The sequence below is a fragment of the Nostoc foliaceum FACHB-393 genome (assembly GCF_014698505.1).
GTDB classification, from domain to species: domain Bacteria; phylum Cyanobacteriota; class Cyanobacteriia; order Cyanobacteriales; family Nostocaceae; genus Nostoc; species Nostoc foliaceum_A.
Genome location: NZ_JACJTD010000040.1, coordinates 23,567 through 48,699, shown reverse-complemented (window position 1 = coordinate 48,699; position 25,133 = coordinate 23,567). Strand labels below are relative to the sequence as shown.

The 25,133-nt window shown below is 40.5% G+C and carries 23 protein-coding genes and 1 pseudogene; 10 read left to right on the top strand and 14 right to left on the bottom strand.

Annotated elements, in window-relative coordinates:
* The first annotated feature begins 218 nt into the window (after positions 1-218).
* Positions 219-1,118, top strand: a complete 900-nt coding sequence (locus tag H6G92_RS26150; protein WP_190897278.1) for a ferritin-like domain-containing protein — start codon at positions 219-221, stop codon at positions 1,116-1,118.
* Positions 1,119-1,974: 856 nt separating this feature from the next.
* Here H6G92_RS26150 and patX read toward each other — a convergent pair.
* Positions 1,975-2,202 (bottom strand): heterocyst-inhibiting protein PatX, encoded by a 228-nt coding sequence (gene patX / locus H6G92_RS26145; protein WP_190897276.1) that lies wholly within the window; start codon positions 2,200-2,202, stop codon positions 1,975-1,977.
* Between the two features lie 107 nt (positions 2,203-2,309).
* Positions 2,310-4,208, bottom strand: coding sequence for an FAD-dependent oxidoreductase (locus H6G92_RS26140; RefSeq protein WP_190897274.1), 1,899 nt, complete (start codon positions 4,206-4,208; stop codon positions 2,310-2,312).
* Positions 4,209-4,925: 717 nt separating this feature from the next.
* Between H6G92_RS26140 and H6G92_RS26135 the strand changes: the two genes are divergently transcribed.
* A complete protein-coding gene (locus tag H6G92_RS26135; RefSeq protein WP_190897272.1) occupies positions 4,926-5,867 on the top strand; it encodes a hypothetical protein in 942 nt (313 codons plus the stop codon).
* Between the two features lie 70 nt (positions 5,868-5,937).
* Here H6G92_RS26135 and H6G92_RS26130 read toward each other — a convergent pair whose 3' ends face one another.
* Together H6G92_RS26130 and H6G92_RS26125 are read right to left on the bottom strand one after the other, a co-directional pair.
* Positions 5,938-7,608: a dipeptide ABC transporter ATP-binding protein gene (locus H6G92_RS26130; protein WP_190897270.1), complete on the bottom strand. Its 1,671-nt coding sequence runs from the start codon at positions 7,606-7,608 to the stop codon at positions 5,938-5,940.
* A gap of 335 nt (positions 7,609-7,943) precedes the next feature.
* Positions 7,944-8,237 (bottom strand): hypothetical protein, encoded by a 294-nt coding sequence (locus tag H6G92_RS26125; protein WP_190897268.1) that lies wholly within the window; start codon positions 8,235-8,237, stop codon positions 7,944-7,946.
* Between the two features lie 287 nt (positions 8,238-8,524).
* Here H6G92_RS26125 and ygfZ point away from each other — a divergent pair, with 287 nt between their 5' ends.
* On the top strand, positions 8,525-9,520 hold the full coding sequence (gene ygfZ / locus H6G92_RS26120; protein ID WP_190897266.1) for a CAF17-like 4Fe-4S cluster assembly/insertion protein YgfZ: 996 nt from the start codon (positions 8,525-8,527) through the stop codon (positions 9,518-9,520).
* A 5-nt stretch (positions 9,521-9,525) separates the two neighbouring features.
* Here the strand turns inward: ygfZ and H6G92_RS26115 are convergent, their stop codons facing one another.
* From H6G92_RS26115 to H6G92_RS26085, 7 genes and pseudogenes are all read right to left on the bottom strand, one after another.
* Positions 9,526-10,434, bottom strand: a complete 909-nt coding sequence (locus H6G92_RS26115) for a DUF5331 domain-containing protein (RefSeq protein WP_190897264.1) — start codon at positions 10,432-10,434, stop codon at positions 9,526-9,528.
* A gap of 55 nt (positions 10,435-10,489) precedes the next feature.
* Complete coding sequence (locus H6G92_RS26110) at positions 10,490-10,822, bottom strand: (2Fe-2S) ferredoxin domain-containing protein (RefSeq protein ID WP_190897262.1); 333 nt, start codon at positions 10,820-10,822, stop codon at positions 10,490-10,492.
* 108 nt (positions 10,823-10,930) lie between these two features.
* A complete protein-coding gene (locus tag H6G92_RS26105) occupies positions 10,931-11,905 on the bottom strand; it encodes a cysteine synthase A (RefSeq protein ID WP_190897260.1) in 975 nt (324 codons plus the stop codon).
* Between the two features lie 94 nt (positions 11,906-11,999).
* Positions 12,000-12,224: pseudogene (locus H6G92_RS26100) on the bottom strand (Uma2 family endonuclease); the annotation flags it as partial.
* A gap of 235 nt (positions 12,225-12,459) precedes the next feature.
* Complete coding sequence (locus tag H6G92_RS26095; RefSeq protein ID WP_190897256.1) at positions 12,460-13,125, bottom strand: phosphoribosyltransferase; 666 nt, start codon at positions 13,123-13,125, stop codon at positions 12,460-12,462.
* A gap of 32 nt (positions 13,126-13,157) precedes the next feature.
* Complete coding sequence (locus H6G92_RS26090; protein ID WP_190897253.1) at positions 13,158-13,565, bottom strand: DUF2267 domain-containing protein; 408 nt, start codon at positions 13,563-13,565, stop codon at positions 13,158-13,160.
* A 244-nt stretch (positions 13,566-13,809) separates the two neighbouring features.
* On the bottom strand, positions 13,810-13,959 hold the full coding sequence (locus tag H6G92_RS26085; protein WP_190897251.1) for a hypothetical protein: 150 nt from the start codon (positions 13,957-13,959) through the stop codon (positions 13,810-13,812).
* Positions 13,960-14,385: 426 nt separating this feature from the next.
* On the opposite strand from H6G92_RS26085, the gene H6G92_RS26080 reads away from it, so the two are divergent.
* The 4 genes from H6G92_RS26080 to H6G92_RS26065 all read left to right on the top strand — a co-directional run bounded on the left by H6G92_RS26080 (position 14,386) and on the right by H6G92_RS26065 (position 19,378).
* The gene (locus H6G92_RS26080) at positions 14,386-14,889 is read left to right on the top strand and encodes a hypothetical protein (RefSeq protein ID WP_190897249.1); all 504 of its coding nucleotides are present in this window, start codon (positions 14,386-14,388) and stop codon (positions 14,887-14,889) included.
* Positions 14,890-15,462: 573 nt separating this feature from the next.
* Complete coding sequence (locus H6G92_RS26075; RefSeq protein WP_190897247.1) at positions 15,463-16,605, top strand: hypothetical protein; 1,143 nt, start codon at positions 15,463-15,465, stop codon at positions 16,603-16,605.
* Between the two features lie 109 nt (positions 16,606-16,714).
* Complete coding sequence (locus tag H6G92_RS26070) at positions 16,715-17,974, top strand: glycoside hydrolase family 10 protein (RefSeq protein ID WP_190897320.1); 1,260 nt, start codon at positions 16,715-16,717, stop codon at positions 17,972-17,974.
* A gap of 600 nt (positions 17,975-18,574) precedes the next feature.
* On the top strand, positions 18,575-19,378 hold the full coding sequence (locus tag H6G92_RS26065) for a prohibitin family protein (protein WP_190897245.1): 804 nt from the start codon (positions 18,575-18,577) through the stop codon (positions 19,376-19,378).
* Between the two features lie 144 nt (positions 19,379-19,522).
* On the opposite strand, the gene H6G92_RS26060 is transcribed toward H6G92_RS26065, so the two are convergent.
* Positions 19,523-19,954: a hypothetical protein gene (locus H6G92_RS26060; RefSeq protein ID WP_190897242.1), complete on the bottom strand. Its 432-nt coding sequence runs from the start codon at positions 19,952-19,954 to the stop codon at positions 19,523-19,525.
* A 164-nt stretch (positions 19,955-20,118) separates the two neighbouring features.
* On the bottom strand, positions 20,119-20,883 hold the full coding sequence (locus tag H6G92_RS26055; protein WP_190897240.1) for a phosphatase PAP2 family protein: 765 nt from the start codon (positions 20,881-20,883) through the stop codon (positions 20,119-20,121).
* 346 nt (positions 20,884-21,229) lie between these two features.
* Between H6G92_RS26055 and H6G92_RS26050 the strand changes: the two genes are divergently transcribed.
* Both H6G92_RS26050 and H6G92_RS26045 read left to right on the top strand, forming a co-directional pair.
* Positions 21,230-22,021, top strand: coding sequence for a sulfite exporter TauE/SafE family protein (locus H6G92_RS26050; RefSeq protein WP_190897238.1), 792 nt, complete (start codon positions 21,230-21,232; stop codon positions 22,019-22,021).
* 239 nt (positions 22,022-22,260) lie between these two features.
* Entirely contained in the window at positions 22,261-22,947 is a 687-nt protein-coding gene (locus H6G92_RS26045; protein ID WP_190897236.1) for a cadmium resistance transporter, read from the top strand.
* Here the strand turns inward: H6G92_RS26045 and H6G92_RS26040 are convergent.
* Positions 22,944-23,879 carry a LysR substrate-binding domain-containing protein gene (locus tag H6G92_RS26040; protein WP_190897233.1) on the bottom strand — a complete coding sequence of 312 codons (936 nt, stop codon included), beginning with the start codon at positions 23,877-23,879 and terminating at the stop codon, positions 22,944-22,946. The two genes, H6G92_RS26045 and H6G92_RS26040, sit on opposite strands and share 4 nt — an antisense overlap.
* 467 nt (positions 23,880-24,346) lie before the next feature.
* Between H6G92_RS26040 and H6G92_RS26035 the strand changes: the two genes are divergently transcribed.
* On the top strand, positions 24,347-25,099 hold the full coding sequence (locus tag H6G92_RS26035; RefSeq protein ID WP_190897231.1) for a cadmium resistance transporter: 753 nt from the start codon (positions 24,347-24,349) through the stop codon (positions 25,097-25,099).
* Positions 25,100-25,133 lie beyond the last annotated feature (34 nt).

Sequence of the window (25,133 nt, the reverse complement as noted above, 5' to 3'; positions counted from 1 at the left end):
CTTCGGATTTATCTCACCTCAAAAAACACACCTCTCCGAAGACTGAACGTTTATTCGTTACTTTTATTTACACTTAAAAGGTCTGAGACTTAAGTGCAACTCAAGTGATTAGTTTGTGTAACCTTTACTCTTTTTTTTTCACTGACGCGGCACAAATACAGTAGTTGCAAAAAATTAAGTTACGATCAAATACATATTTACAAAAATTTACATAATCTATGACAGTTACCTACCCACGTAAATTTCAGAATGTTTTGGGTGCCAGAGAGGTATTGAAACGGGTAGTATGCGATCGCGAAATCCATCTAATTACCCTCAACCGCTACCGTTACAGTGAACAACGCAGTTGCAAAGACCTGACTGACCTAATTGAAAAACTGAATGGACAGCCACGGGAACTGGTGCGGGATTTGTCTCATCACATTTCGGATGAAGCTCGTCATGCCATGTGGCTGACTGACTTGTTGGCAGAACTGGGAGCAGATATTGGTAAGCCGCCCGGTTCTTCCTATATCAATGAATTTGAACGCCTGCTCGACCACGAACAACAAGATCCAGTCCAAAACCTTGAAGATTTTGTGATTTCTTCCCTTGCTGCAATTAATGCCACAGAAAAACGGGGCTGTGAGTATTTTTCTGCCCACATTTATGCACTCAAGCAAGCACCGGAGACAGAAGAAAACATCAAAATTCGGGAAACGATTGAAAAAATTCTCCCGGAGGAAGCAGGACATGTCCGGTGGGGTAATCGCTGGCTAGGAGAACTTGCACGTAAGAGTCCAGAACATCGGCAGAAAGTAGAGCAAGCCAAGCAAAAATATACTGCAATTGAACAAGCGGCTTTTGAAGCTGGAATGGATATCACCTTGGGTGCAGAACTGCGACGAGTTGCCAACCTGGTGGAAGTGGCAAATACTATGCCGCTTTGGCAACGTCCCCAGTACCTGATGGAACGCTTACCCCAGACTTTGCTAGCACCTGAGTTGCAATTTACTAGGATGCAGGCTGCACAAAAGGCTTGGCAGCGCGATCCACAGATGTTTATTGAGAAGTTTGTGCCGATGTTCCTCAACGGCATCCAGGGAAGAGAAAATAACCGCAAGAAAACATCTGTATGAAATAAATTGGGCATTGGGAAAGAAGAAGCAGGAGAGAGTGTCAATTCCCCCTGCTCGTTGCCTCCTTCCCCTCTGCCTCTTAAAATTCCCCATTCCCTTTTCTTTAAATAAAATTCATCTAAAAAGGGCAAATGCAAAATTTTGCATCTGCCCTTGGGTGTAGAATAATAAAGATGACTAAGATAATCTAGTAGATCCCTCTTAATATTTATTTTGTCGGGAGCCATCTACGAGGAGAACGAAGCAGGGTGTAAGAGTAGGTCAAGAATAGTAAGATTCGTTGCCAAATGCAATAAACTTGTACTACTTATGCGAATCTATGCCCTAGATAAGCTCAGATGAAACGAAAGGGATTTTATGCTTCGGTAAAAGACGCTAAACAGGTGTCGGAGTGAAGATTAATTAGTTGCTGATGTAGATAATCAGCTACTTAATGTATGAGAAAACCTATTGGGGAATAAAGTGGAGTTGGCTTAAGGCTGTTTCCTCAACAAGCAAAATGTTTGAATTAGATGTGCTTTAGATTAACTGATAGCCTAAGTAACATCTATTTCTAAAGCCGTTGAGGATTGAGACACAGAGCTTCTCAGGAATATGAGCAACAGCTGTGTAGCTTTTGAGGAGTTGGTAATGCTGTTGATCAAGACACTTAATTTAATTTGCGTTTTGATCGCTAGGATTGAGACCAACTTATGATATACAAAGCTTGCAGTTGAAATACTAAGCGATCGCTGAAGATTTTCGTGTGTCAACTGTATATATCTCTGCCAGAAAAGCTGTGCAAAAGATGTTAGCACAACATCGTGTTTTCTGGTAATTTGGTTCCTTTGAAAAAAAAGGCATTACCCTAGGGTAGTTAAACCACAGCATAGATATTTCCGGATTTTTGCGTCACTTCTCTGCGTCCACTACCGCGATGACGTGGCGCATCATCTGGATTTTGTTCAGATGCCGCCGAGAGCCACTGTTCCGAAGCAGGCGTGGAAAGCAGCCCATAGGATAAGTGATTGACCATTGCTTGGTAGTTAGAAGCTAAGGGGCCGAACACCAGACTCGAGACTAAAAGTGAAATGGCAGCACGCATAGCAGATGTCTATTTTGGAACTCTCCACTTCACTGATACTTAGCTTTTTGATTAATATCCGGACAATTCACCAAAAAGTATTGTGTTTTACTGAAAATAAACTCTTCTTATCCTCCGTTTAAATGTTCGACTAATAACCAATTACCAAAGTGGTTCTGACGACCCCACAATGTAACTAATTGTTCGTGAGGATAAGCGCGTAATTGCTCGTCGATATGCGATCGCAAAGTCACAAGCTGCCAATTTTGCCCTTGATATGCGGTTGGTGCTGTGACAGTGAATCTGTATTCCTGCTGATCTAAGCGGTAAAAAATGCCTTTGAAACAGTTACTTTCCTGAATTAATACCTTGCCACAAGCAGAGTCAGGGTTCTCATCCCACGATGGGCAAGGGCAATTACCATTAGCTGGATAGGCTTGTGGGTTATTTAAGTAATACAGTTGCCAATGCAGCCAATCCGAACGATTGGGTGGAAGATTAAACAAAGGAATAATTGCTGTTTTTGAGCGATTATCTTGCAATAAAGCTGTTTGCAGCGCCCTAACAGGTAAATCCCTTGGCTGGCAGTTTAACTCAACACACATCGCTGCTGCCATCCCTGCTGCTTGACCAATGCCCATAACCACGGGTTGTAATCTGGTGGCCCCATTGGCAATGTGGGAGACAGAAATATTTTTTTCACAAACCAAGAAACCATCTGTTGTGGCTGGAATTAAGGAACTGTAGGGAATTGTAAAGGGAGTTCCAGTCCAACGTCCCCCCCATCGGATAGATTTAGTTTGCAGTGGGAACTGAACACCAGGATAATGATGGTCATTAGCATAGTTACCAACAGCGATCGCTTCGCAAACGCCTGCCGTAGGATGCCCAAAGGGCTGTAGGGCGAACGCTTCTCCTATCGGAGACGCTTCGCGTAGCTTACTTCCACGAAGTGGTACGCAAAACCTCGCATCATTAAATATAGATGCAACCCTGCCTCCAGCAATCGGCAAAATATCCTGTTCTCGGACAGTAGTTAGCCCTACTAAGCGACGGCTTTCCCGGTAATAGGGATGTAGTGCAAAAGCAGTAGGGGCGTGAGGAAATACTTTTTCTGCTAAACCATAGCGACGACCAAGCTGATTTTGGATAAAATGGGCAAAATTTTGGCTATGCCAGCGAGATTCTTGGATGAATTCACCTCTGGTTACACCTGACTCTATCAACCGCCCTACTCCTTCGCCGTAGTCATTGCCACAGATTGGCCAATTAATCATGAATCGGCCACCAGGCAAACGTCCATAGTTCAAAAACGTCTCTGCTCCATAGCTATCCCAAGCATCTGTAAACTGGGATGGATTATAGTTAGGCGCAGCCGGAATTTCTGGTGTCGCAGCTACGCCCGTCGTAGACATCGTTTCACCAAAATCTTGCATAATCACTACATAAGTGGGCGCTTGCACCGGATATCTCTTGGTTAGAGAGTTAAAAGAGACTGGGGCGCTGGGTTCTCCCCACTCAGATTGCAATTCCCAGCCCCAGCGGTAAGGTATCTCACCTAAAGCCAATAAATCTCCCAATTCTGTGCCGTCGAGAATAATCTTGGCCATGACAGCAAAATCAGCAAAGCGCACACCAGTAATAGAATCACCCTGACGGAACACTTCTATTGGCACTTCTCCAGAAATCCAGTGCAAATTTGGTAATTCGCGCACCCAATCGGCAAAAATCTCTGCTCCAATCTGAGGATCGTAACTAAAAAAGCTTACCCAACTGTTATCTAATCCACCTGGCTGTCGTTGTCGCAATTTCTGCAAAAACGCACCCCATAATCCTGTTTGAAAGGCTTCTAATTCATTGCCATCGGGTGCAGATACTCCAGCCGAAGTCAGCATTCCCCCTAACCAAGGAAATTCACTCACCAGAATCGTTTTGGCTCCCCGTCGCGCCGCTTGGATAGCAGCGGCAGTGCCTCCGGTTCCCCCACCAACAACTAAGACATCAGCTGTGTATGTCTGATTAACCATCGCTTAACCTCACTGGAGTTTCGACATATTCTCCTCAGATAGCTTGGCATCAAACAAGATAAAATATTTTATTTTTCGGATACTGAGCATTAAAAGTTCTCAAGCGAAACTGGTAGGAGCTAACGCAGAACAAATTATTCCTCCTGATTCGATTTAGCAACTTTCTGTGCTATATCCGCAATTCTCAGGTTCAACAGTATTTTGTCTTGCTAACCTTTTGATATACGATAGCCTATATCTGAGTTACCTCTGTAGATATAGCAATTTTATTTATTCCTATTTACATAGTTTGATTTTTTGATGCTTCCCTACTTAGATAATTTTATCATGTCAGGAAAAATCAACTTTTTATCTAGATTATTTATATACGACTTTTGTAAAAATTAGATAATTTCAATTTTGGCACTCAGCAAGCAGAAAGATTTTAGCAAAGTTGTTACTTTTAGGTTATGCATCAGAGAATACAATATGAAATTCTTTAATGGCAAAGCTTACAAAGAATTTTATGATGGCTGGATATTATGCATAGGATTTAGGATTATGTGTAACAATGCCTTGAATTTTTGAGCCAGACTCATGAGAACTTATTCTAAGTGGATATGAATAAATCAAACTTGTATATACAGCTCAAGATAGAGGTTGTGACTATATATTGGTATTTAAGATTAATATAAACCTTCTTTATCGATTACTAATATTAAGTAAAATCATAATCTTATGTTTAATAATTGTTTAAAAAAAAATGATAAATTAAGTATAAATAAAAATAGTAATGTCTCAAATGTTGATCTAGCACTTTTAATAGATCAAATCAAAAGTAATATCTGGCTATTTGGTATTCCATCTTGGCTTTTTGGAATAACAGATAGAAGTATCGCTGCATTTGCTGATGGTTACTTATCTCCCATAGAAATATTTCAGCTATTTACAGCCTCTTTCTTTTTTATAAGTTGGCTATATCTCAAGCCTGATGAAAGCTTCAACAGCAATGATCTAGGGCCCAGCCAATATCAAGAATATCTCGCTCGTACTCAAGCTAATAAACTTCAAGTTAAGAAGCTGCACATGATTAGCCAGGAGTACATTTTACCGTTTCCTTATATTTGCCAAATTTATCATCTATTGAACTTAAGGCATTTGGAAACAGTTCATAACTTTAGCCTTAATAACCTGAAAATTTTTCAAATTAGCCACTTTCAGCCGACAAATACTGGTGGAATAATCAAATTCCAAACAATATTAGACTCGCCAGCTAATCCTTTAAGAATTTGGCGACAACCGATTGTAGAGGTGGATTTAATATTACATACTCCCTACACAGTTGAACTGAGTATTCCAGTCTACAATAACAAAAGGATAATTGTGATATTTCATGCTTTCCCGTTAAATGACTCAGAACATCAGTTCTTTATTGATATTTATAGTGATCTAGAGTGGCCAAAGCCATTATTACAAATAATCTTGCATTTTGCTTCTTGTTTGACACTATTTGAAGATTTACCATATCTGAGAGCTTTAGCTGAGAAAAATATAGGGCGTTTATTCAACTTAAACAGGACTTCAAATAATGAGACTGCGTTGCTGTTTAAAAGATTTGTTGAGCTATATGGTTCGAGTGGTGAACCAACTAAATTACTTGAGGGAAGGGAAGAGAGTTAGGAGTTAGGAGTTAGGAGTTAGGAGTTAGGAGTTAAGAATTTTATAATTCATAACTCCTGATTTTGTTTGGTTAAGCGCGTGCTAGTAAGGGAGCAGCAGCTAGTAAGGTTTTGGTATAAGGGTGCTGAGGATTAGCAAAAATAGTTTTTGTAAGTCCAAGTTCAACAATTTTACCGCCATTCATTACGGCAATACGATCGCACAAAAATCGAGCTAACCAAAGATCATGAGTGATGAACAGATAAGTTAACTCAAACTCTTCCTTTAATTGCAACATCAAATCCAGCACTTGCGACTGCACGCTAGCGTCTAACATACTTACGGGTTCATCGCAGATTAAAAGTTTAGGGTGAGTAATCAAAGCACGAGCGATCGCAACTCTTTGCTGTTGTCCACCAGACAAATCTGATGGGTAACGCTCATAATACACTTCTGGCGGTGTTAACCCAACTTTCTCTAGCATCCACAAAACCTGTTCTTTTGCCTTAACAGGATCTGCTAGATTGTGGATAAATAAAGGGTCGGCGATACTTTGTCCCACTGTCATCGCTGGATTGAGACAAGCATGGGGATCTTGAAAAATCATTTGTATTTGTCGCCGTGAGGAGCGAATTTCTTGACGCGACAGTGTAGTTAAATCCTGTCCTAAAAACTCTACTTTGCCACTAGTGGGACGAATTAGTTGCAAGATTGTTCGTGATAGCGTACTTTTACCACAACCCGATTCCCCGACTAAACCGAGAATTTCTCCTGGATACAGATTCAGGTTAATACCATCTACTGCTTTAATTGTCTGCGCTTCTGTCTTAAACAGTCGTTCGATAAAGTTAGGTTCAATGGTATAGTGTTGCTTTAGTTCTGTAACACTCAAAATTGGGGATTTATCGTTAATAATCGGTAATTGCTTTTCTGAATCATTGGCAATTATCAATTCTCCATCATCATTTACTGCTTGAATGTGTAAAGCTGCTTTTAAGAGCGATCGCGTGTATTCATGTTGAGGTTGCCTAAATACGGTTTCTGTAGCACCCATTTCGACCATTTTGCCGTTATACATAACGCCAATGCGATCGCAATACTCAGCCACCATTGCTAAATCATGAGAAATCAGCAACAATCCCATGTTTTCTTCACCGCACAGGCGAGTTAATTCTTTCAATATCTGCGCGGAAACGGTGACATCTAAACTGGTGGTGGGTTCATCGGCAACAATCAACTTGGGGTTGAGGAGTAAAGCTAAAGCGATCGCTACCCTTTGGCGCATTCCACCACTAAACTCATGAGGATACTGATTCCAGCGACTGGCTGGAATATTCACCTTTGCCAAGGTAGCAAGTGCTTTTTTTTTGGCTTCCCGCGTTGATAATTCTGGTGAGTGCGCCTGAAGGGTTTCGATACAATGCTTACCAATCGTCATCAACGGATCGAGGCGTGTCATGGGATCTTGAAAAATTAAGGCGATCGCTTCTCCGCGAAATTTCCGCAACTGGTTAGGCATCAAGTCAAATACCGATTGTCCTTGAAACGTTACCCGTCCCTCAACCCGGCTAGAGGCTGGTAGTAAACGCATTACTGCCCGTCCTATAGTTGACTTACCACAACCCGATTCTCCCACCAATCCCATTCTTTCACCTGGTTGCAAGGTAAAAGATACATCATCAACCGCCCAGGTTGCTTCTTCTCCGCTCCGCCCAGGATAGGCAACTCGTAGATTTTCGATACAGAATAAGGCTTCACTCATAATTAGTTATCAGCCCTGAGCTACCAGCTTTTATAATTTCAAATTTAAGATAGTCTATCAGATTAATATTAGACCTCTATTGTGCGAACATCTTCATTGTCTTAGCGTAGGCGTAGCTCATTGTACCCTTACGAGGAAGCAAGCTACGCGTAGCGTCTCGTAGAGAAGGGATGGCCTCTCTTGAGGGTAGTTAATACAATAATAGCTATAAGTCCCAAATACCTTTGTGGTGTCCCTAATATGGCAATGGCAGATGAGATGGGAAGCCTACACTATACCGTTCGCAGTAGTATTCTACAGCAAAGGTTAGTGTAGATACTTCACTATTGAGCTAATTAATGTTCATCATCAAGATGATGATCGCTTCTGCCTTGATCAGTTTCTAGTAAGCGTGAAATAAGCACCTCTGGTTTTCTACTAATAACAGACCTCACTTTATCAATAGCAATTACTTCACCGATTTTGACAACCATTTCCCAGAGAGTATCCTCTTCTGTATCTTTGTTGTAAGTTCTATGTTTAAACCACAACAAATCATCCCAAACTCCAATAACTGTGGCAAAATACCACTTATCTCGTACTAGTATCCAGATTTCTTGTTCTAGGTAAGTCTGTAGAAGAGATTTCACAATGGCTGAGATAATAAAAATATTGTGCTACATCCTAAGTAAGTATTAACGGATAAGACAACAGTTAAAATACTGATATATTCTGGTATAAACTTCTGATTTTGAGTTCTGCATTTTGTACTTCACTTACTTGTAAACTGCTGTATCTAATAGGTCTTTATTATTCACCACTGCCTCTTGATTGGATTCTACGCTAGAAGAAAATCGGAGGTGCATTGAAGCCGCAAACGCTTATTTGCTAATATTTTCAGTGCGACAACATTGAAACAGGGCAACTTCTCATCACCATGCCAACATCTACAATTGACGATAAAGACGCAGCAGCTATCCAAGCCGCAAAAGAAGGGGTTGCAATATGCGATCGCACCGCCTGGGGACGCATCAAAGTGTCTGGCGACGATCGCCTCAACTTCTTACACAACCAAAGTACTAACAATTTCCAAATACTCAAGCCTGGACAAGGTTGTGATACAGTTTTCGTTACTTCCACAGCCAGAACAATTGATTTAGCAACCGCCTACGTTAGAGAAGATGCAGTAATCTTGCTAGTTTCACCCAACCGCCGCCAGCTTCTCATGGAATGGCTGGATAAATATATTTTCTTTGCCGACAAGGTGGAATTATCTGATATCACCGAATACACCAACACCTTTAGCCTGATTGGCCCAGAAAGTGACGCTGTTTTAGAAAAGTTGGGTATTGGCGAACTCATCGGGCAACCTTACGGTAGTCACAAAGTATACACGATCGCTCCAGCTGAAGGAGTGCGGATTGCTGTGGGTAGTGGGTTAGCTGCTCCTGGATACACCTTTACTTTCCCCCATACTGACAAAGCAACAGTGTGGAACAAACTATTAGAAGCTGGGGCGGTAGAGATGAGCGATCGCGCTTGGGATGCTTTACGAATCTTACAAGGTCGCCCCGCCCCAGATTCGGAACTCACAGATGATTACAATCCTCTGGAAGTTGGTTTATGGCAAACAATTTCTTTTAATAAAGGTTGCTATATTGGGCAAGAAACCATCGCTCGGTTAAATACATATAAAGGTGTAAAACAACACCTTTTGGGTATCCGCCTTAGTGCTCCTGCGTCAGTTGGAAGTGCGATCGCAGTTGGAGATGAAAAGGTCGGCAAACTTACCAGCTACACAGAAACGGCTGATGGTTATTTTGGACTAGGTTACATTCGCACCAAAGCTGGTGGCGTAGGCTTAAAAGTTAAAGTGGGAGAAACTGAAGGTGAAATAGTAGAAATTCCCTTTGTTTCTCACGAGTACCCGTAAGCAATTCAAGTCAAAACATCTTCTTTATTCCTAGCGCCGTAACAAAATTCATCTACCCAAGAAGCTAGACTGCGGGCATTCGTGGTTGGTAAATTTACTTTGCTTTTAACATTTTGTGGTTGAATATTCGGTTGTTTGCCATTGCTTTTAACCTCAGTAGTAATTGCTAGCGATCGCACTGGTTTGCCATTACTGTTAATCTCAGTAGTAATTGCCAGCAATGCGCCTACAGGGATTCGGACAGATAGTGCGTTGTTCTTAACCTCGGTAGCTAACGCCATAGATGGCATAGTCTTGGCTTTGCTATTAACCTCAGCAGTCATTGTCAGGGCAGAGTGCGATCCTATTGGTTGATATTCCCTTAGAAAACCGGAGGATGGTGTTTTTGCCGGAGTATCTGGAGCAATTTTAGTTGCATTTGCTACTACCAACTCAGGTTTGCGTGTGCGAACTACCTCAGCAGTAGCTGTAATCGATGGCACAAGTTGATCGGCGCGTGACAAGTTGGAGTCTAGAGTCTTGGCAAGAGAATGAAGCGCAATCTCGCTGGTAGTTACAGCCGATGACAAATGTTTATCCTCAGAATGCTTCTCATCTAGCGACTCGCTTTCAATTTGGCTTGCAGCCATAGAATATTCTGATTTTATTAAACGTAACTCTTCATCAGGATTGAAGTTAAGACCTAAAGCAGCGACTATTTTATCTGGATCGTTATTCAGATCCAGCATAAAAGAAAGTATTTCATCAAACTGGGGTTCTAAAACAGAGAGTGTTGCCAAAATAAAACCGGACAAAGGACGCCGCAGACCATCGTAAGTGCCCCAAATTCGCATTTTGACCAGCCAAGTAATATTTTGCTCGTAGTAAATCAGCCACTTTTGTTTTAAGGATTGACGCAACTGCTGGATATTCATTGGATGCCTCACTTCAGTCAACAAGATTGCAGACCCTGATATTGAAAATTTAGCTTTATTTCTGGGGATGAAACCGATAATAGAGCATCTGTTTGACTTTTTGACCACCTAGCAAATGATCTTCTACCAGTAGAGATACTTCATCAGGTTTAACGCCGCTATACCAGACCATATCGGGTAATATCAGTACCATCGGCCCATTGCCACATTGTCCCAAACAGCTGCTAGCCGTTACCGTTACACCAGGGATTGGCAAAGCCGCAAAAGCTGCTAAAACCTTGACTGCACCTTGCTTTTTACAGGTACGATTTTGACAAACCCGCACACATCTAGGAGAAGAGGGTTGGTCTATTGTGGGGAAGTTTGATGATTGAGTTATGTTTGACATTTTTTAACGAACCACAGAGGCGCAGAGGACACAGAGGGGAGAGAGGGGAGATGAGGGAGATGAGGGAGAATAAATAAATAACCCATGCCCCATCCCAATAACCCATCACTAATCTATTGAAAGTCCTTTTGAGGCTAGCCATTCACGGTTGAATATCCGCGACTGATACCGGGAACCACTATCACACAAGATGGTGACAATGGTATGTCCTGGCCCCAACTGCTTCGCTAAGGCAACAGCTGCGCCAACATTAATACCCGTTGAACCGCCCATTAACAGCCCATCTTTCCTCAGTAGTTGGTAAACTACCCGCAAAGCTTCTTGGTCATCTATTTGGATGGCATCATCAGCAGGCGCGCCTTCCATATTGGCTGTGACACGACCATTACCGATGCCTTCGGTGATAGAATTTCCTTCTATGTTGATTTCGCCGGTTTTGACATAGCTATAAAGTCCACTACCTAGTGGATCGGCTACAATGCATTTAATTGCCGGATTTTGTTCTTTCAAGTACAACGCCACACCAGCATAAGTACCACCAGTACCAGTTGCAGCTGTCCATGCATCTATTTTACCATCTGTCTGTTTCCAAATTTCTGGCCCTGTGGTTTCGTAGTGGGCGCGGCGGTTGGCTAAGTTATCAAACTGATTTGCCCAAATAGCGTTTTCCAACTCAGCAGCGACTCTGCCAGATAGCTTGACGTAGTTGTTTGGGTCTTTGTAGGGTACAGCAGGGACGGGACGGACTTCTGCGCCGAGTGCTGTCAGTGCGTCTATTTTTTCTTGGGACTGAGTATCGGGAATAATAATTAGGCATTTGTAGCCTTTAGCGTTGCAAATATGCGCCAGTCCAATGCCAGTATTACCAGCAGTTCCTTCTACAACAGTACCACCGGGTTTGAGTAGACCTTTCTCTTCTGCATCTTCAATGATATAAAGTGCGGCGCGGTCTTTGACGGAACCGCCAGGATTAAGAAATTCTGCTTTAGCAAGGATTTCACAACCTGTTTCTTCGCTGAAGCTGTTTAAGCGAATCAGAGGTGTGTTGCCAACAGCGCCGACGAAGCCATTTTTAATATCCATTTGGACTGTACCTGTGTGAGTATCTATCAAAATTTTGGCTTATAGCGGTGGCATGATTCACATCTGATTTGCCTAAAATCCTACGATGCCTACACTACCAAACTTTACTCATATTCAAAATAAACCCAGGTAATACTGATTCACCGTGAATAGCCGCGGGATTTTCCAGACATTCCTCTGGTACATCAGGACGATAAATATAGACTCGGCGATGCTTGTGGTCAATTAGTAAGCCTAGCTGTATTCCTGGTTCCCTCATATATTTCTCCATTTTTTTCTTCAAGGGTTGGAGGTTATTAGAAGGCAACCTCAGTTCAACAGGCATACGGCTATAATCAAAGCTAAATATTTAAGGCTTTTAGGCTTAAGTGTATGTCTAAACGAATCGGACAATATGATTAGGCATAATTTCCATGAGCCAGATTCGCCATCTGTTTTCATTACGAGACATCACAGATAATTTGTTGTAGTCTTTCTGCTATTGCTCTTATGCTTATTTAAGCGGACATAAAATCAGAAACTTAATCTTGCCATTCCCAAGCATCAAAGCTTATCTACATGCCGAAAGATATTGCTTCACCGTTCTTTGCAGTTTTTGCAAGTAAGTCACAGACTTCTTCATCTGTAGTTTGGGGAAAGTTTTCGTACCAAAGACCAACGCTGTGGAAAGGGCTGGGTGTCGAGACGCAAACAATTTTATCCACCTCAGTTTCTAACTCATGGCAAGTTTCGGGTGCGGCCACAGGTACAGCAATCACAATCTGAGCGGGTTGCTGTTTTCGCACAGCCACGACAGCAGCCCACATAGTTGCACCCGTGGCTAAACCATCATCTACCAAGATAACGGTGCGTCCCTGTAAATCTCTTAAGGGACGATTGCCTCGATAAAGCCGTTCCCGCCGTTCTAACTCGCGTTCTTCTTGCAGCGCAACCCTGGCAATTACTTCGTCGGATACCTTCACTAGGCTGAGAATATATTCGTTGACTATCCGCACACCACCAGAAGCGATCGCTCCCATAGCTAATTCCTCTTGATCGGGCACACCCAATTTACGTACCACCAAAACATCTAAGGGAGCATTTAACGCTTCGGCAACTTCAAAGGCAACGGGTACCCCACCCCTTGGTAGCCCTAATACTACAACATCTGGGCGGTTAGTATAAGCGGCTAACTCCTTAGCTAAAACTTGACCCGCAAACCTCCGGTCTTTGAATAACATGGTGTGACACTCCTGATTATTTTCCAAATAAATTAAGTATTTACACGCATTCGTCCTTGGCTGCCCGCCTCAAACAATGGATCGAATTCCGATGGGAGTTGAGAGCGAATATCATTGATTTCGCCACTGCTAATCGCTTCACTCAATACCTCAATGACTACACGGGCATGGTGAACAGCATTTGGAAGGTCTACACTTTCTCTTTGGCTGACTCGCCTAAAAAACTCATCTAGAGAGAAGCGTTCTCCAGATCCTGCATATTCATGTCGCAGATATTCTGCAATACCTCTTGGCAGTTGGGCAGCAGCATTGAAAGGTTCACCTCCAGCGAGGCGTTCTGCCAATGTCTCCAAAGTAGCACGGGTTGCGAGTTCTGCATCACCACGCGAACTGAGACGGGCGCGATTTTGCACCTGTCCAATAAACTCATCGTGTTGCATTTTCCCTCCAGATTTTTCTTAATGCATGACTTGTTATATTTCAGATGTTCTGAACTGATCTTAGAAAGCTAAAAATTCTGCGCCCTCTGACTAACGAGGCGACATCTTCGATCTACAGTTCTATCAAACGGATGAGTTAATTTTGATGGATGGAGATTGTCGCATCTTGGGCTGATCCGATTTCAATACTCCAGACTCTACACCCGCCCCGAAATGGTTAAAGGGAAAATGATTTGTAGCCAGCTTACCGTAGGCAACAGTAAACCAGTAGCCAGTTAAGTTTTCTCTCACCAAGACGGCGCGAAGCCCACTTCTTCTCTACACTGTGCGAACAAGAGGTGTCTGGGATAGCCGCCCCGCCGTTAACTCTTGACTGATGACGGTTCACAGTCATCAGTCAATATGAAATCCCATCCCCTTTTAGGGTTGGGATGAGCTTAATTCCCAATGTCTGTTGCTAATTTTATACTGAGCATTTTTTTAACTTTATATTAAATTTTAATTACTTAACCAATGGAAGATGCCAAAATCAATCTATGAAAATACAGTGATAATTAACTTTCTAATTCTCTAACTGCTTCCTTTTGCTTGCATTATCTTTTGCTTACATGATTTTGATACTACCTTTACATTATCCTTTAATTGTAAGTGTGGGATAATACATGATATCCTCCTTCGTTAGACAATACGTAGTATTATGCTTGCTATAAAGGAAAAACCTCATCCAAATTCCCCACTTAACACTTTTAAGTAAAAATTCATAGGGTAGAATAACTGAATATTGCTCAGATATTTTTAAAATTAAAAGCAGGATTTTTTAATGATCAGCCTAAGTAATTCGGAAAACGGCACAGCTAGCAGCACAGCAGCCACTAAGAGGCTAGCAAGGGCGATGATGGTTTCTGCTGGGGAGTTTTCACTATTATTAGCTTGTTGTAACTCTGTTGAAAGGCAACAGCAAGTGCTGAATGTGTTAACAGAATTTTCATCAGCAGACATCCACGAAATCCTGCTCTCACCTGCGGCAGACACATTGTATACAGCTATTACAACTGCAATTGGTGCTACTCAACCCGAAGCTTTGATGGTACGGGGTTTAGAATCTGTAGTGGAAATTAACGAACTAATCATCAGTACCAACATCATGCGAGATGAGTTTCGGAAACAGTTCCGGTTTCCGTTAGTGTTGTGGGTGAATGATGAAATTCTGTGCAAGCTAGTCTGGCTAGCACCCGATTTCAAAGACTGGGCAGCCAGTACTATTAGATTTGATATACCTCACAATCAGTTAGTTGAAGCTGAACAACAAGCCATCAGCGCGTAATATTGCCTAAGATTAATTTAAAAATATTGTATACGCTAGGTTGAACCGAGCAATACTTAAACTACCATTCTGTCGCATTCTTTTCTAAAATTAATTTTGTTGAACCCTCGCTGACGAAGGTGAGGCAAAGAATATTGCAAGCTTTCTTCGCAAGCGATTTTCCCAGAGAGCGGGTGGATTACCTTCTCTAAGGAACTTTTCATCTAATAAAGCCTGAGCTTCTGAGTTTTTACTTGATTGCAATAGGACTATAGGACGTTTTGATTGAGTGAATTTTCATCCAAAATTTCTATATAGCTGTTATTGCATGGGTAAGGTATAGAAAAAATAATTAACCACAGATGAATACAGATAGTTATAGGAACATGGTAATGCTGTGCCCCCATTCACATGGGAATCGCTATAAGGAACAAACAATCAGTACATTATCGTCTGTCTTTATATCTGTTTCAGAAAATAGATACTAAATTGATTCCAAATGGTGAAGTTCGAGAATTATATGCTTTATTGTCTGTTAGTCGCTGGATATTATTTCTGAGTTGTATCACTCCCGACTAACATCATTATATTACTATGAAAATCATGCTGAAAAACTACTTTAACACCAATCAAAGGCGAATTTTCACTGCTTTGATTTTGACTGGAATTTTATCTGTTGCTAGCGGTTTAACACTTATCAAAGGTGCTACGGGTGCTTCTAACAACTTCTCCCTAGAAACAAGCAATGAAGTTCTCAAAGACAATGTTAAACGAAACCGCTTGCCACGTCCAGTAGCTAATGCGGTGCTGCGAGATTTAGCCCGCAGACAGGGAATTTTTATTAGACAACTGCAAATTATTGATCATAATCAACAGACTTGGCGCGATGGTTGCTTAGAACTGCCTCAACCTGATGAATTCTGTACCCAAGCGTTAGTTCCTGGTTGGCGGATTGTGGTGTCTAATGGCAAACAAAAGTGGATTTATCATACCAATAACAATGGGCGATCGCTACGTTTAGCTTCGGCAAACACTCCCTCAGAAAATCTGCCAGATAAATTACCTGCATCTGTAAAAAATGCTGTTTTGCAAGCTGCATCCAGACGTTTGCAACAGCCAATTTCTCAGCTAACCATCATTCAAGCTCAACAGCAAACTTGGAAAGATGGCTGTTTAGAATTAGCTAATGCTGATGAATTCTGTACCCAAGCTTTGGTATCAGGCTGGCGGGTGGTTGTCGGTGCAGTTGACCAAACTTTGGTTTATCATACCAATCAGACAGGTTCCGCAGTCAGGCTAAATGAAAAAGCTAGCAACACTACACTAGCTCCTGTGCAAATTCCAGCCAGCGAGTTACCATCACCGTTAGACCGAGATATAGTATTTCGGCAAATCTCCAGTGGTGGCTTTGCTGGCAGAACCTACGAGACTGTTTTACTCAAAGATGGGCGATTGATTCGCGTGCGGATTGGTGATGCCAATGATTCTGAACGTAGTGTTCGTAGCGTTTCTGTGCAACAGGTGCAACAATTTGTGCGATCGCTAGAACGTTCTAAATTTAGTAAATTCCAAAATTTGAGCTACCCAGCCCCCAGTGGTGCCGCTGACTATATCACCTACACCCTCACCAGTCAAGAGGGTACGGTTCAATACAACGATATTTCTCAAAATAACCTGCCAACGAATTTACAAGCAGCAGTCAAAGCCTGGAATCAACTGATAGCAAGCGCTCAATAATAAACCTCAGCTATGAGATTAAATAGCGATTGTTTTAGCGCTTACAATCGAAACGATCGCTATTCATGCTGATTGTTCATAATTTGATGATGATGTTTGTAACCAAATGATGAAAAGGTTTGTAAAGTGGTGTGTTGAGTTTCTTTCTTGGTGGAATATTCGCCAAAGCAGAAAGTCTCTTTTGTTTGCCGTTATCGTTACCTTGAGCGTGGTAGCTACGGTGATGCTATCGTTTCCCTTGAACGCTCAAACTAATCTGCCTCGAACGCCAGCATCTGAGTTAAGGGGAGTGTGGTTAACGAATATTGATAGTGATGTGTTATTCGAGCGCGATCGCCTCAAGGGATCTTTGCAACGCCTTGATGAACTCAATTTTAACACCATATATCCGGCGGTTTGGAATTGGGGATATACATTGTATCCCAGCAAAGTTGCCCAAAAAGTTATTGGGCGATCGCTCGATCCTACACCCGGGCTAAAAGGACGAGATATTCTCAAAGAAATTGTGGATGTGGGACATCAAAAAGGGTTAACAGTGATTCCCTGGTTTGAATTTGGCTTTATGGCACCAGCGGATTCTTTATTAGCTAAAAATCGTCCGCAATGGCTCACGAGTCGCAGTGATGGAACTCGGATTGTCAAAGAAGGCACACATAATCGCGTTTGGCTAAATCCCTTTCGCCCAGAAGTACAACAGTTCATTCAAGATTTAATCGTTGAAATTGTTAGAAACTACAATATTGACGGTATTCAATTTGATGACCATTTTGGCTTACCATCAGAGTTAGGGTACGATGCTTACACAGTCGCACTTTACAAAAAAGAACACCGTGGTAAAGCTCCTTCTAAAAACTCTAAAGATCCAGAATGGGTACGCTGGAGAGCTAATAAAATCACCGAGTTTATGAAGCGGGTATTTACAGCCATTAAAGCTACTAAAAAAGATTGCCTCGTTTCTGTTGCTCCTAATCCTCAACGTTTTTCCTATGACTACTTTTTAGCAGACTGGCAGAAGTGGGAACGGCTAGGAATCATTGAAGATTTAGTTTTGCAGATATATCGGGATGACTTGAATGTTTTTATCAGCGAATTAGAGTATCCAGAAGTGAAAGCGGCAAAAAGCCATATTCCTGTGAGTGTGGGCATTTTGGCTGGGTTGAAAAATCGATCTGTGCCGATGCAACAAATTCAGACACAAGTGCAAAAAGTACGCGATCGCAAGTTTGCCGGAGTCTCTTTCTTTTTCTATGAAACCCTCTGGAATATGAGCAAAGAAAAGCCCCAAGAGCGTCAAACTGGCTTCCAGAAAATTTTCCCCACACCAACAGCTTACCCGAATTTGCTAGCAGGTTGGAAACCGTTCAGTTAATTTTCTTCACAAGCTGTCGGTGAACACATCACTTAATTTCAGTGAAGTTTCACCGACAATCAATTATTTAACTAGCTTTCTGTCCAAACCGTCTCTGTAAATCAGCCTCCCCTTTCTCAATAGTCATTGGATGCCATTACCACTTTTAGTCCATTAGGAAATGGCTGAATGATGCGCTGATTCAGGATAGAAATTATTATCCAAAGAAGACTAGATGATACTGCCCCATAATTTATCTATGGTTGTTTTATTTTAGATATAGGACTAGTATTTGATTTTTGAAAAGATACGTAGGGTGCGTTAGCGACAGCGTAACGCACCATTCTTAAGGCTTTGGTGCGTTACGGCTTACGCCTAACACACCCTACAAATACTTAGATTTTTTCAGAAATCAAATATGATTCCTATATGACTCAGAAGTATTTGAATATATACTATAAATTTTAATTACAATTACAAGTAATCCAAGCATTTACACTTGGGCAATATGACATATTCATATATTTTTTTATAAATTTGACTATCTTTATCGATTTAATGTAGTATAATTCATACTCATGAATAAATTACCAAAATAGTATAGCCATTGTCTTGGTAAATATGAAACAAATTAAATTTACAAATAATGCTGGGAAAATAACTGCATTTTTATTTTTAATTACAATTTTACTGACACCTTTTGTGGTTGTAAATGCTGGTGAACGCGGGGTGTTAATGCAGTTTGGCGAGGTACAAGAAACAGTATTAAGCGAAGGAATACATATCATAGTTCCCATTTTAAATACAGTCAAAAAAATCAGTGTGAGAGTCCAAAAACAAGAACTATCTGCTGAAGCCTCTTCTAAAGATTTGCAAGATATTTTTACAGATATAGCATTAAATTGGCACGTTATTCCTGAAGAAACCAATATAATGTTTCAAGAAATTGGTGATGAAAAAGATATAGTTGATAAAATTATAAATCCTGCGGTAGAAGAAGTTTTAAAAGCAATTATAGCAAGGTATACCGCAGAAGAAATAGTTACTAAACGAGGAGAAGTAAAATCTGGAATTGATGATACATTAACAGCGAGATTGCATGAGTACCATATTGCAGTTGATGATATTTCATTGGTTAATGTCAATTTTTCGGATAAGTTCAGTGAAGCAGTCGAGTCCAAACAAATTGCAAAACAAGATGCCAAACGAGCAGATTTTATAGCAATAAAAGCTGCTAAAGAAGCAGAAGCTAAGGTTAATTTGGCTAAGGGAGAAGCAGAAATAAATAGATTACTGCATGATAGTTTGACTAATGAGATTTTAGAAAGGCAGGCAATAGAAAAATGGGATGGCAGATTACCTTTGATTATGACTAAGGATGCTCCTAAACTTTTAAATATAAATGATATTTTAAAATTAAAATAATTGACTATGATATAGTAATCCGTTTTAATTTCTAGAATACTTTAATGAAGTAGAAATAAGCAAGCAGAAACCAAGGTGTACTATTTTTTTAACCTCAAATAGGATTTCTCTAAATTAACCCAGTCTTGAGAACTGGGTTTTTATTTAATTAACTACCGTAAAAAAGCTAGGAGTGTCGAGAATTTTAAAATGGATTAATGCCAGAATTAAAAAGGTATAGGCAGTTGAAGAAACTAAGCCTGTCAATAGTTCTTTTTTGACATTACGCTCTTGAGTTTGTTTCTGTAATACATCAATTGCACCTGCTTGCATCAACAGAATACCAATAATGTTAGATAACCAGTAACCAATGATGACGCAAGGCATAAGTAATTTAGGAGCAAAAAGACTACAAATATAACCGAAAAAATAAGCAATTGGTAAATTGAATACTAGATCATTCCACCAGCATAATGGTGATAATAAATATCCAATCACTAAGAAAAATCCACCTCTGAGCTTCTGCAATAAAGTTTTGGGTAAATTTTCTGGACTTTGTGATAGCAACTCTTGATCACTCTTTTTGATCTCATTCATGTTTTACGGTAATTCTATCCACTAACCGTACTTTAGAATAAAAATTCCAAAAAGTCTAGAGCCAGACAAAAGTTTGAATCACAAAAATACTTAATTATACGTAAATTTTTTGTATGAATTAACTCTATATGCACAACTGAAAATTTTTATTCTTTATTGAGCAGTTACTGTTCTTCAGGAAGTAACTTCGTTTCACTCACTGGTTTTCCACTGGTAATATTTGCTGACTGTGATAATGGTCGAATAATTAAACTCACGCCAATTGCCCAAGCGATCGCTACCATCCAACCTGCAATAATGTCACTGGGAAAGTGTACTCCCAAGTATAGGCGTGTCCAGCCAATGACCAAGATATACACACTACCCAAAATCACCGTTAACCAGCACCAAATACTACCCCAAGTTAAAACTATCAAAAGAGCAATCAAGGTCATACTCGTCATAGCATGACCACTGGGGAATGAATAATCAAACTCTGGAGCAGCTGAAGTCCACAAATCAGGACGTACTCTGTGCCAAAATTCTTTGGCTGTGCGGTTGATCGTAGCACTACCAGCAGCAGTAATCAGTAAATATGTGAGCGATCGCCAGCGACGTTGCACTAGTAAAATAAGTGCGATCGCACTCAGAACAGGTAACACAATCCAAAAAGAACCCAACTTTGTCACAATCGTGGCGAATACATCTAACTGTGGCTGTGCTAGAGAGTGAACCTTCACCAGAATCGGTAAATCCCAAGGAAAACCACCCTCGTTGTACCGCACCTCTAACGCCAGCAGTCCAAAAATTTGCAGGGGTAAATATATTCCTACGAACAGCAGCAACAAAGAACGCCAATAGGTAATTAACAATTTTTGCACAAACCCAATGGGCGAACGCTGCTTTGGTGTTTGTTGATTTTCATTGTTGACTTTTTCTAACTCTGGCATGTCAAATACGGTAGTACGGTGCAATTAATGTAGTTTTTTAAAATACTATTATAATTTTGTTACTGAAGTCAAAATGTTTGTTATTAGACGTTTTTATAAAAAAATCTTTTCCTAGTTGTATTTATTAATACAGGAAATTTGTACGGCTTTACTAAAACATGGACTTTTACTCCTTTTAATTTTAAAATACGGTAAGTCGATCAGTCTTTAGTACTTTTTGAGTTTTTTCAGCAGTCATTCAAAACTTGTAGTTACATGAAAGGTTCTGCACACCAGCGTTACAAGCAGTCTTTTAGTTTCAGCTAAACCAACCTGCATTCGCAAAACCCCGGTTAAGGACAGGAGTATGGATTTTTTATTATTGCCTCTCTTCAGCTTTCTAGTTGGTATTGTTGTTGGTTTGACAGGAATTGGTGGTGCTTCTCTCATCACCCCAATGTTAATTTTTGTTTTTCAAGTACCACCTGCCGTAGCAATAAGTTCTGATGTGGTGGCGGCGACATTAATGAAAGTCGTTGGTAGCATCAAACATTGGCAGCAACAAACCCTCGATAGAGAAGTAGTGAAGTGGCTGGCTTTAGGGAGTGTTCCCGGTTCTTTGTTGGGAGTAGGGATACTGCACTTGATTAAACTCAAGTCCGAGCATAACCTGAACAGCGTTATGCTGCATTTGTTGGGTATGACGATTTTATCAGTCACTCTTTTGGCATTAGTGCAAATGCTGCTATTGACCTTCTTTCCTCAATTACAACTACCTGAACTACCCAAATTTGACTTAAACACTCAACTAGGACGTTTGCAGACAGTAAGTGTAGGAGCATTTTTAGGCTGTATTGTGGGTCTAACAAGTGTTGCTTCTGGTTCAATGTTTGCTTTGGCGCTGATTGCATTTTTTCGTTTGGATGCACGTAAGTTAGTTGGTACAGATATTTCCCAAGCCGCAATTCTCTTACTATTTACTGCTGTTGGACATCTCACCTTGGGAACAGTTGATTGGAGTTTAGTACTACCGATATGGCTCGGCTCAGTACCAGGAGTATTGCTAGGATCTAAAATCTGTCAAATTGCGCCGCAAAAACCACTGCGGTTTATGGTTTACTTTATATTAATGATGGTGAGCTTAAAGTTGGTTTATTAGACTAAGAGCTTCACATTTGTCTAATTAGAAAACATGGCAATGCTAGGTAATAGCAGATACGTTTCACTTCTCATCAATATAGATAATCCTAACAGCATTAGGAAACAATATTATCAATATTTGTGACAGTAAAAGCAACAATCCCATCTGTAATAGTTGTGATAATATTACTCATGTGGGATGATCAAAAATAATGATTAACTAATTAAAATTCAGCAAACAAATCAGGATACTCTGTAATGAGTGAGTTAATTACTACACTCTTAGTAGGAATCTCAGCCTTCTTTGCCACTAATATTGATGATATCGTTATTTTATTACTGCTGTTTTCTCAGCTAAATTCTAGCTTCAAGTCTCGGCACATTGTTGCTGGTCAATACTTGGGCTTTACAGTGTTAATTATTGCTAGTCTTCCTGGGTTATTTGGTGGATTAATCATACCACCCAACTGGATTGGACTGCTGGGATTAATACCGATGACGATAGGTATCAGTAGTTTGATCAATCGAGAGGAAAATCAAACTTTAGAGGTGGCGTTCGCATCAGCAGAATATCAAGATGCAAACATTACAAGTTTTTTCAATGCAAGGACTTACAATGTTGCAGCCATCACCATCGCCAATGGTAGTGATAATATCAGCGTCTATGTGCCATTATTTGCTAGTAGTAATATAGTTGATTTTATAATTATTATTGGAGTGTTTTTTATATTAATAGCAATTTGCTGCTATCTAGCTTATAAATTTACTTATCAAACAAAAATAGTGTATCAGTTAAGTCAGTATAGCAGCTATATTTTACCTTTTGTATTAATAATAGTGGGTGGAATAATTATTTTAAAAACAGAAGCTTTAAGCCTGATAAAGCTATTAGCAAGTTGTATTTGTTTAGCAATTTTAGTAAAAAAGCAACCATTATCAAACTAAGCCGCTTGTACATTCTTTTGCATAAGCATATTTTCAAAAGCTATCATGACTCGTGTATGAAAACGTTGACGGTGTTTTAGTTTCCAAATTGGCTGGAGAATTTCTAATTCTTTTTTAGATTGTTTTTTGGGGTTGGTAATTTGTACAGCGTGTAATGTTCCTAGTTGTAATTCTTTTTTCACCATTGATTCTGGAAGTGCAGCTGCACCAACACCACTTTCTACAACTGCTTTTACCATTTCACTAGTGTTGAGGTTAAGTACAACATCCAGGTTACTAGGTTCAATTCCCCAACTTTGTAAGGCTTGTTCAAACATCTGCTGTGCACCAGAACCAGATTCACGCATCACCCAACTTGTGCTGAATAATTCATCTAAATAAATCTCCGCACTTTGATACCAAGGGTGAGATTTACCTACAACAATTTGCAGGCGATCGCTTCCTACTTCGTCTTGCTCTAAAGATTGCTGTAACGATGGTTTAATATCCCCTGTAACCAAACCCAAATCATACATACCTACAGCAGTTCCTTCACAAATTTCTTCCGCATTTCCCAACTGACAATTTATAAAAATGCCTGGATATAACTGCTTAAACTGGCTAATTTTTTCGGGTAGCCAATAGTTACCAACCGTGAGACTTGCACCTATCTTCAATTCCCCCCGTTGCAGATTATTTAATTCCTTCAAGCCACGTTCTGTTAACTGTACATGATCAAGAATTTTTTGCGCCTCACCTTGTAATAATTTGCCAGCATCTGTGATTTCAATATGACGACCGATGCGATGAAATAACCTGACACCATATTCTGTCTCTAAAGTTTGAATAGCAGCACTGACTGCTGGTTGAGTAATATAAAGTGCTTCCGCTGCACGGGTAAAGTGCAGCATTTCCGCCACGGCTAAAAAAATTCGCAACTGTTCCAGCGTCATTTGGAATATGTACAGGGTTGTATAGTAGTGATTTTGAACACCCTGAAAGAATTATACGGTAAACTTAGCGGAAAACTGTAGATAGCTCTCAATGTCCTCAATTACGTGGTTGCAGTTATATCGGCATATCCATCAACTCAGTTTATGGATATAACAAAAAAGACTGTTTGCTCTTATTGATAAGTAGCCATAGAGTGAAACTATGCCTCTAGAACACCAATTCAGTAATTCTGGAAGAACCTCTCCCCCTACCCCTCTCCTACGAGGAGAGGGGAGTTTAGCTTCCCCTCTTGCCTACAAGAGAAAGACCGGGGGGTTAGGTTTTTGATTACTGAAACTATGCCTTTAGCGAAAGTGCTAACTACACTAATGATTTTCTGAAATTCCGAATTTTCACCACTCGCAACCTCTATCTCACCGATATAGATGCTTGAGAGTCACTACCATTTAGGAGAAACGACGCACCGATGAGCGAACTACTGACTGCTATTCCTACAGGACTCACAGCTTTTGCTGCTACCAATCTCGACGATATCATTGTTCTGTCGCTGTTTTTCTCACAGGTAAATACTTGCTTTCGCCGACGTCACATCGTTATCGGTCAGTATTTAGGTTTTAGTGCGTTAGTAGTCGCCAGTTTACCCAGCTTCTTTGGCAAGTTTATCCTACCAGAATCTTGGATTGGTCTACTCGGTATTGTTCCAATCATGATTGGCATCAATCGTTTACTAAATCAAGAGACTAGCGATACAGAGGATTTAAATCCTCTTGAATCTTCGCAAGCTTGGTGGAGCAATTTCCTTTCACCCCAAACCTATGGTGTAGCAGCAGTTACCATCGCCAATGGTAGTGACAATATCAGTATTTATATGCCAATGTTTGCTACCAATACATGGGATAACTTACTTGTGATTTTGGTAGTTTTCTTCGTGATGGTAGGTGTGTGGTGTTATACAGCCTATCACTTAACTCAGATCAAGGCGATCGCTTCTGCAATTACTCGCTATGGTAATTCTTTAGTTCCCTTTATTTTAATGGGATTAGGTGTTTCTATTTTAATAGAAAGCCAAACGTTAGAAACTCCAGCCTTAGTTGTCGCTACCTGTGTAAGTATTGGTTCTTACCTGTTAATTTTAGGCAATAACATTTGGCGAGAAAATTATGGATTTTCTTTGGGATCATCTGAAGCCGAAGTTATACCTGGAGTTAGACAAAAATGAGCTTTTATACGTGTAAACTGCATCAACAGACAGA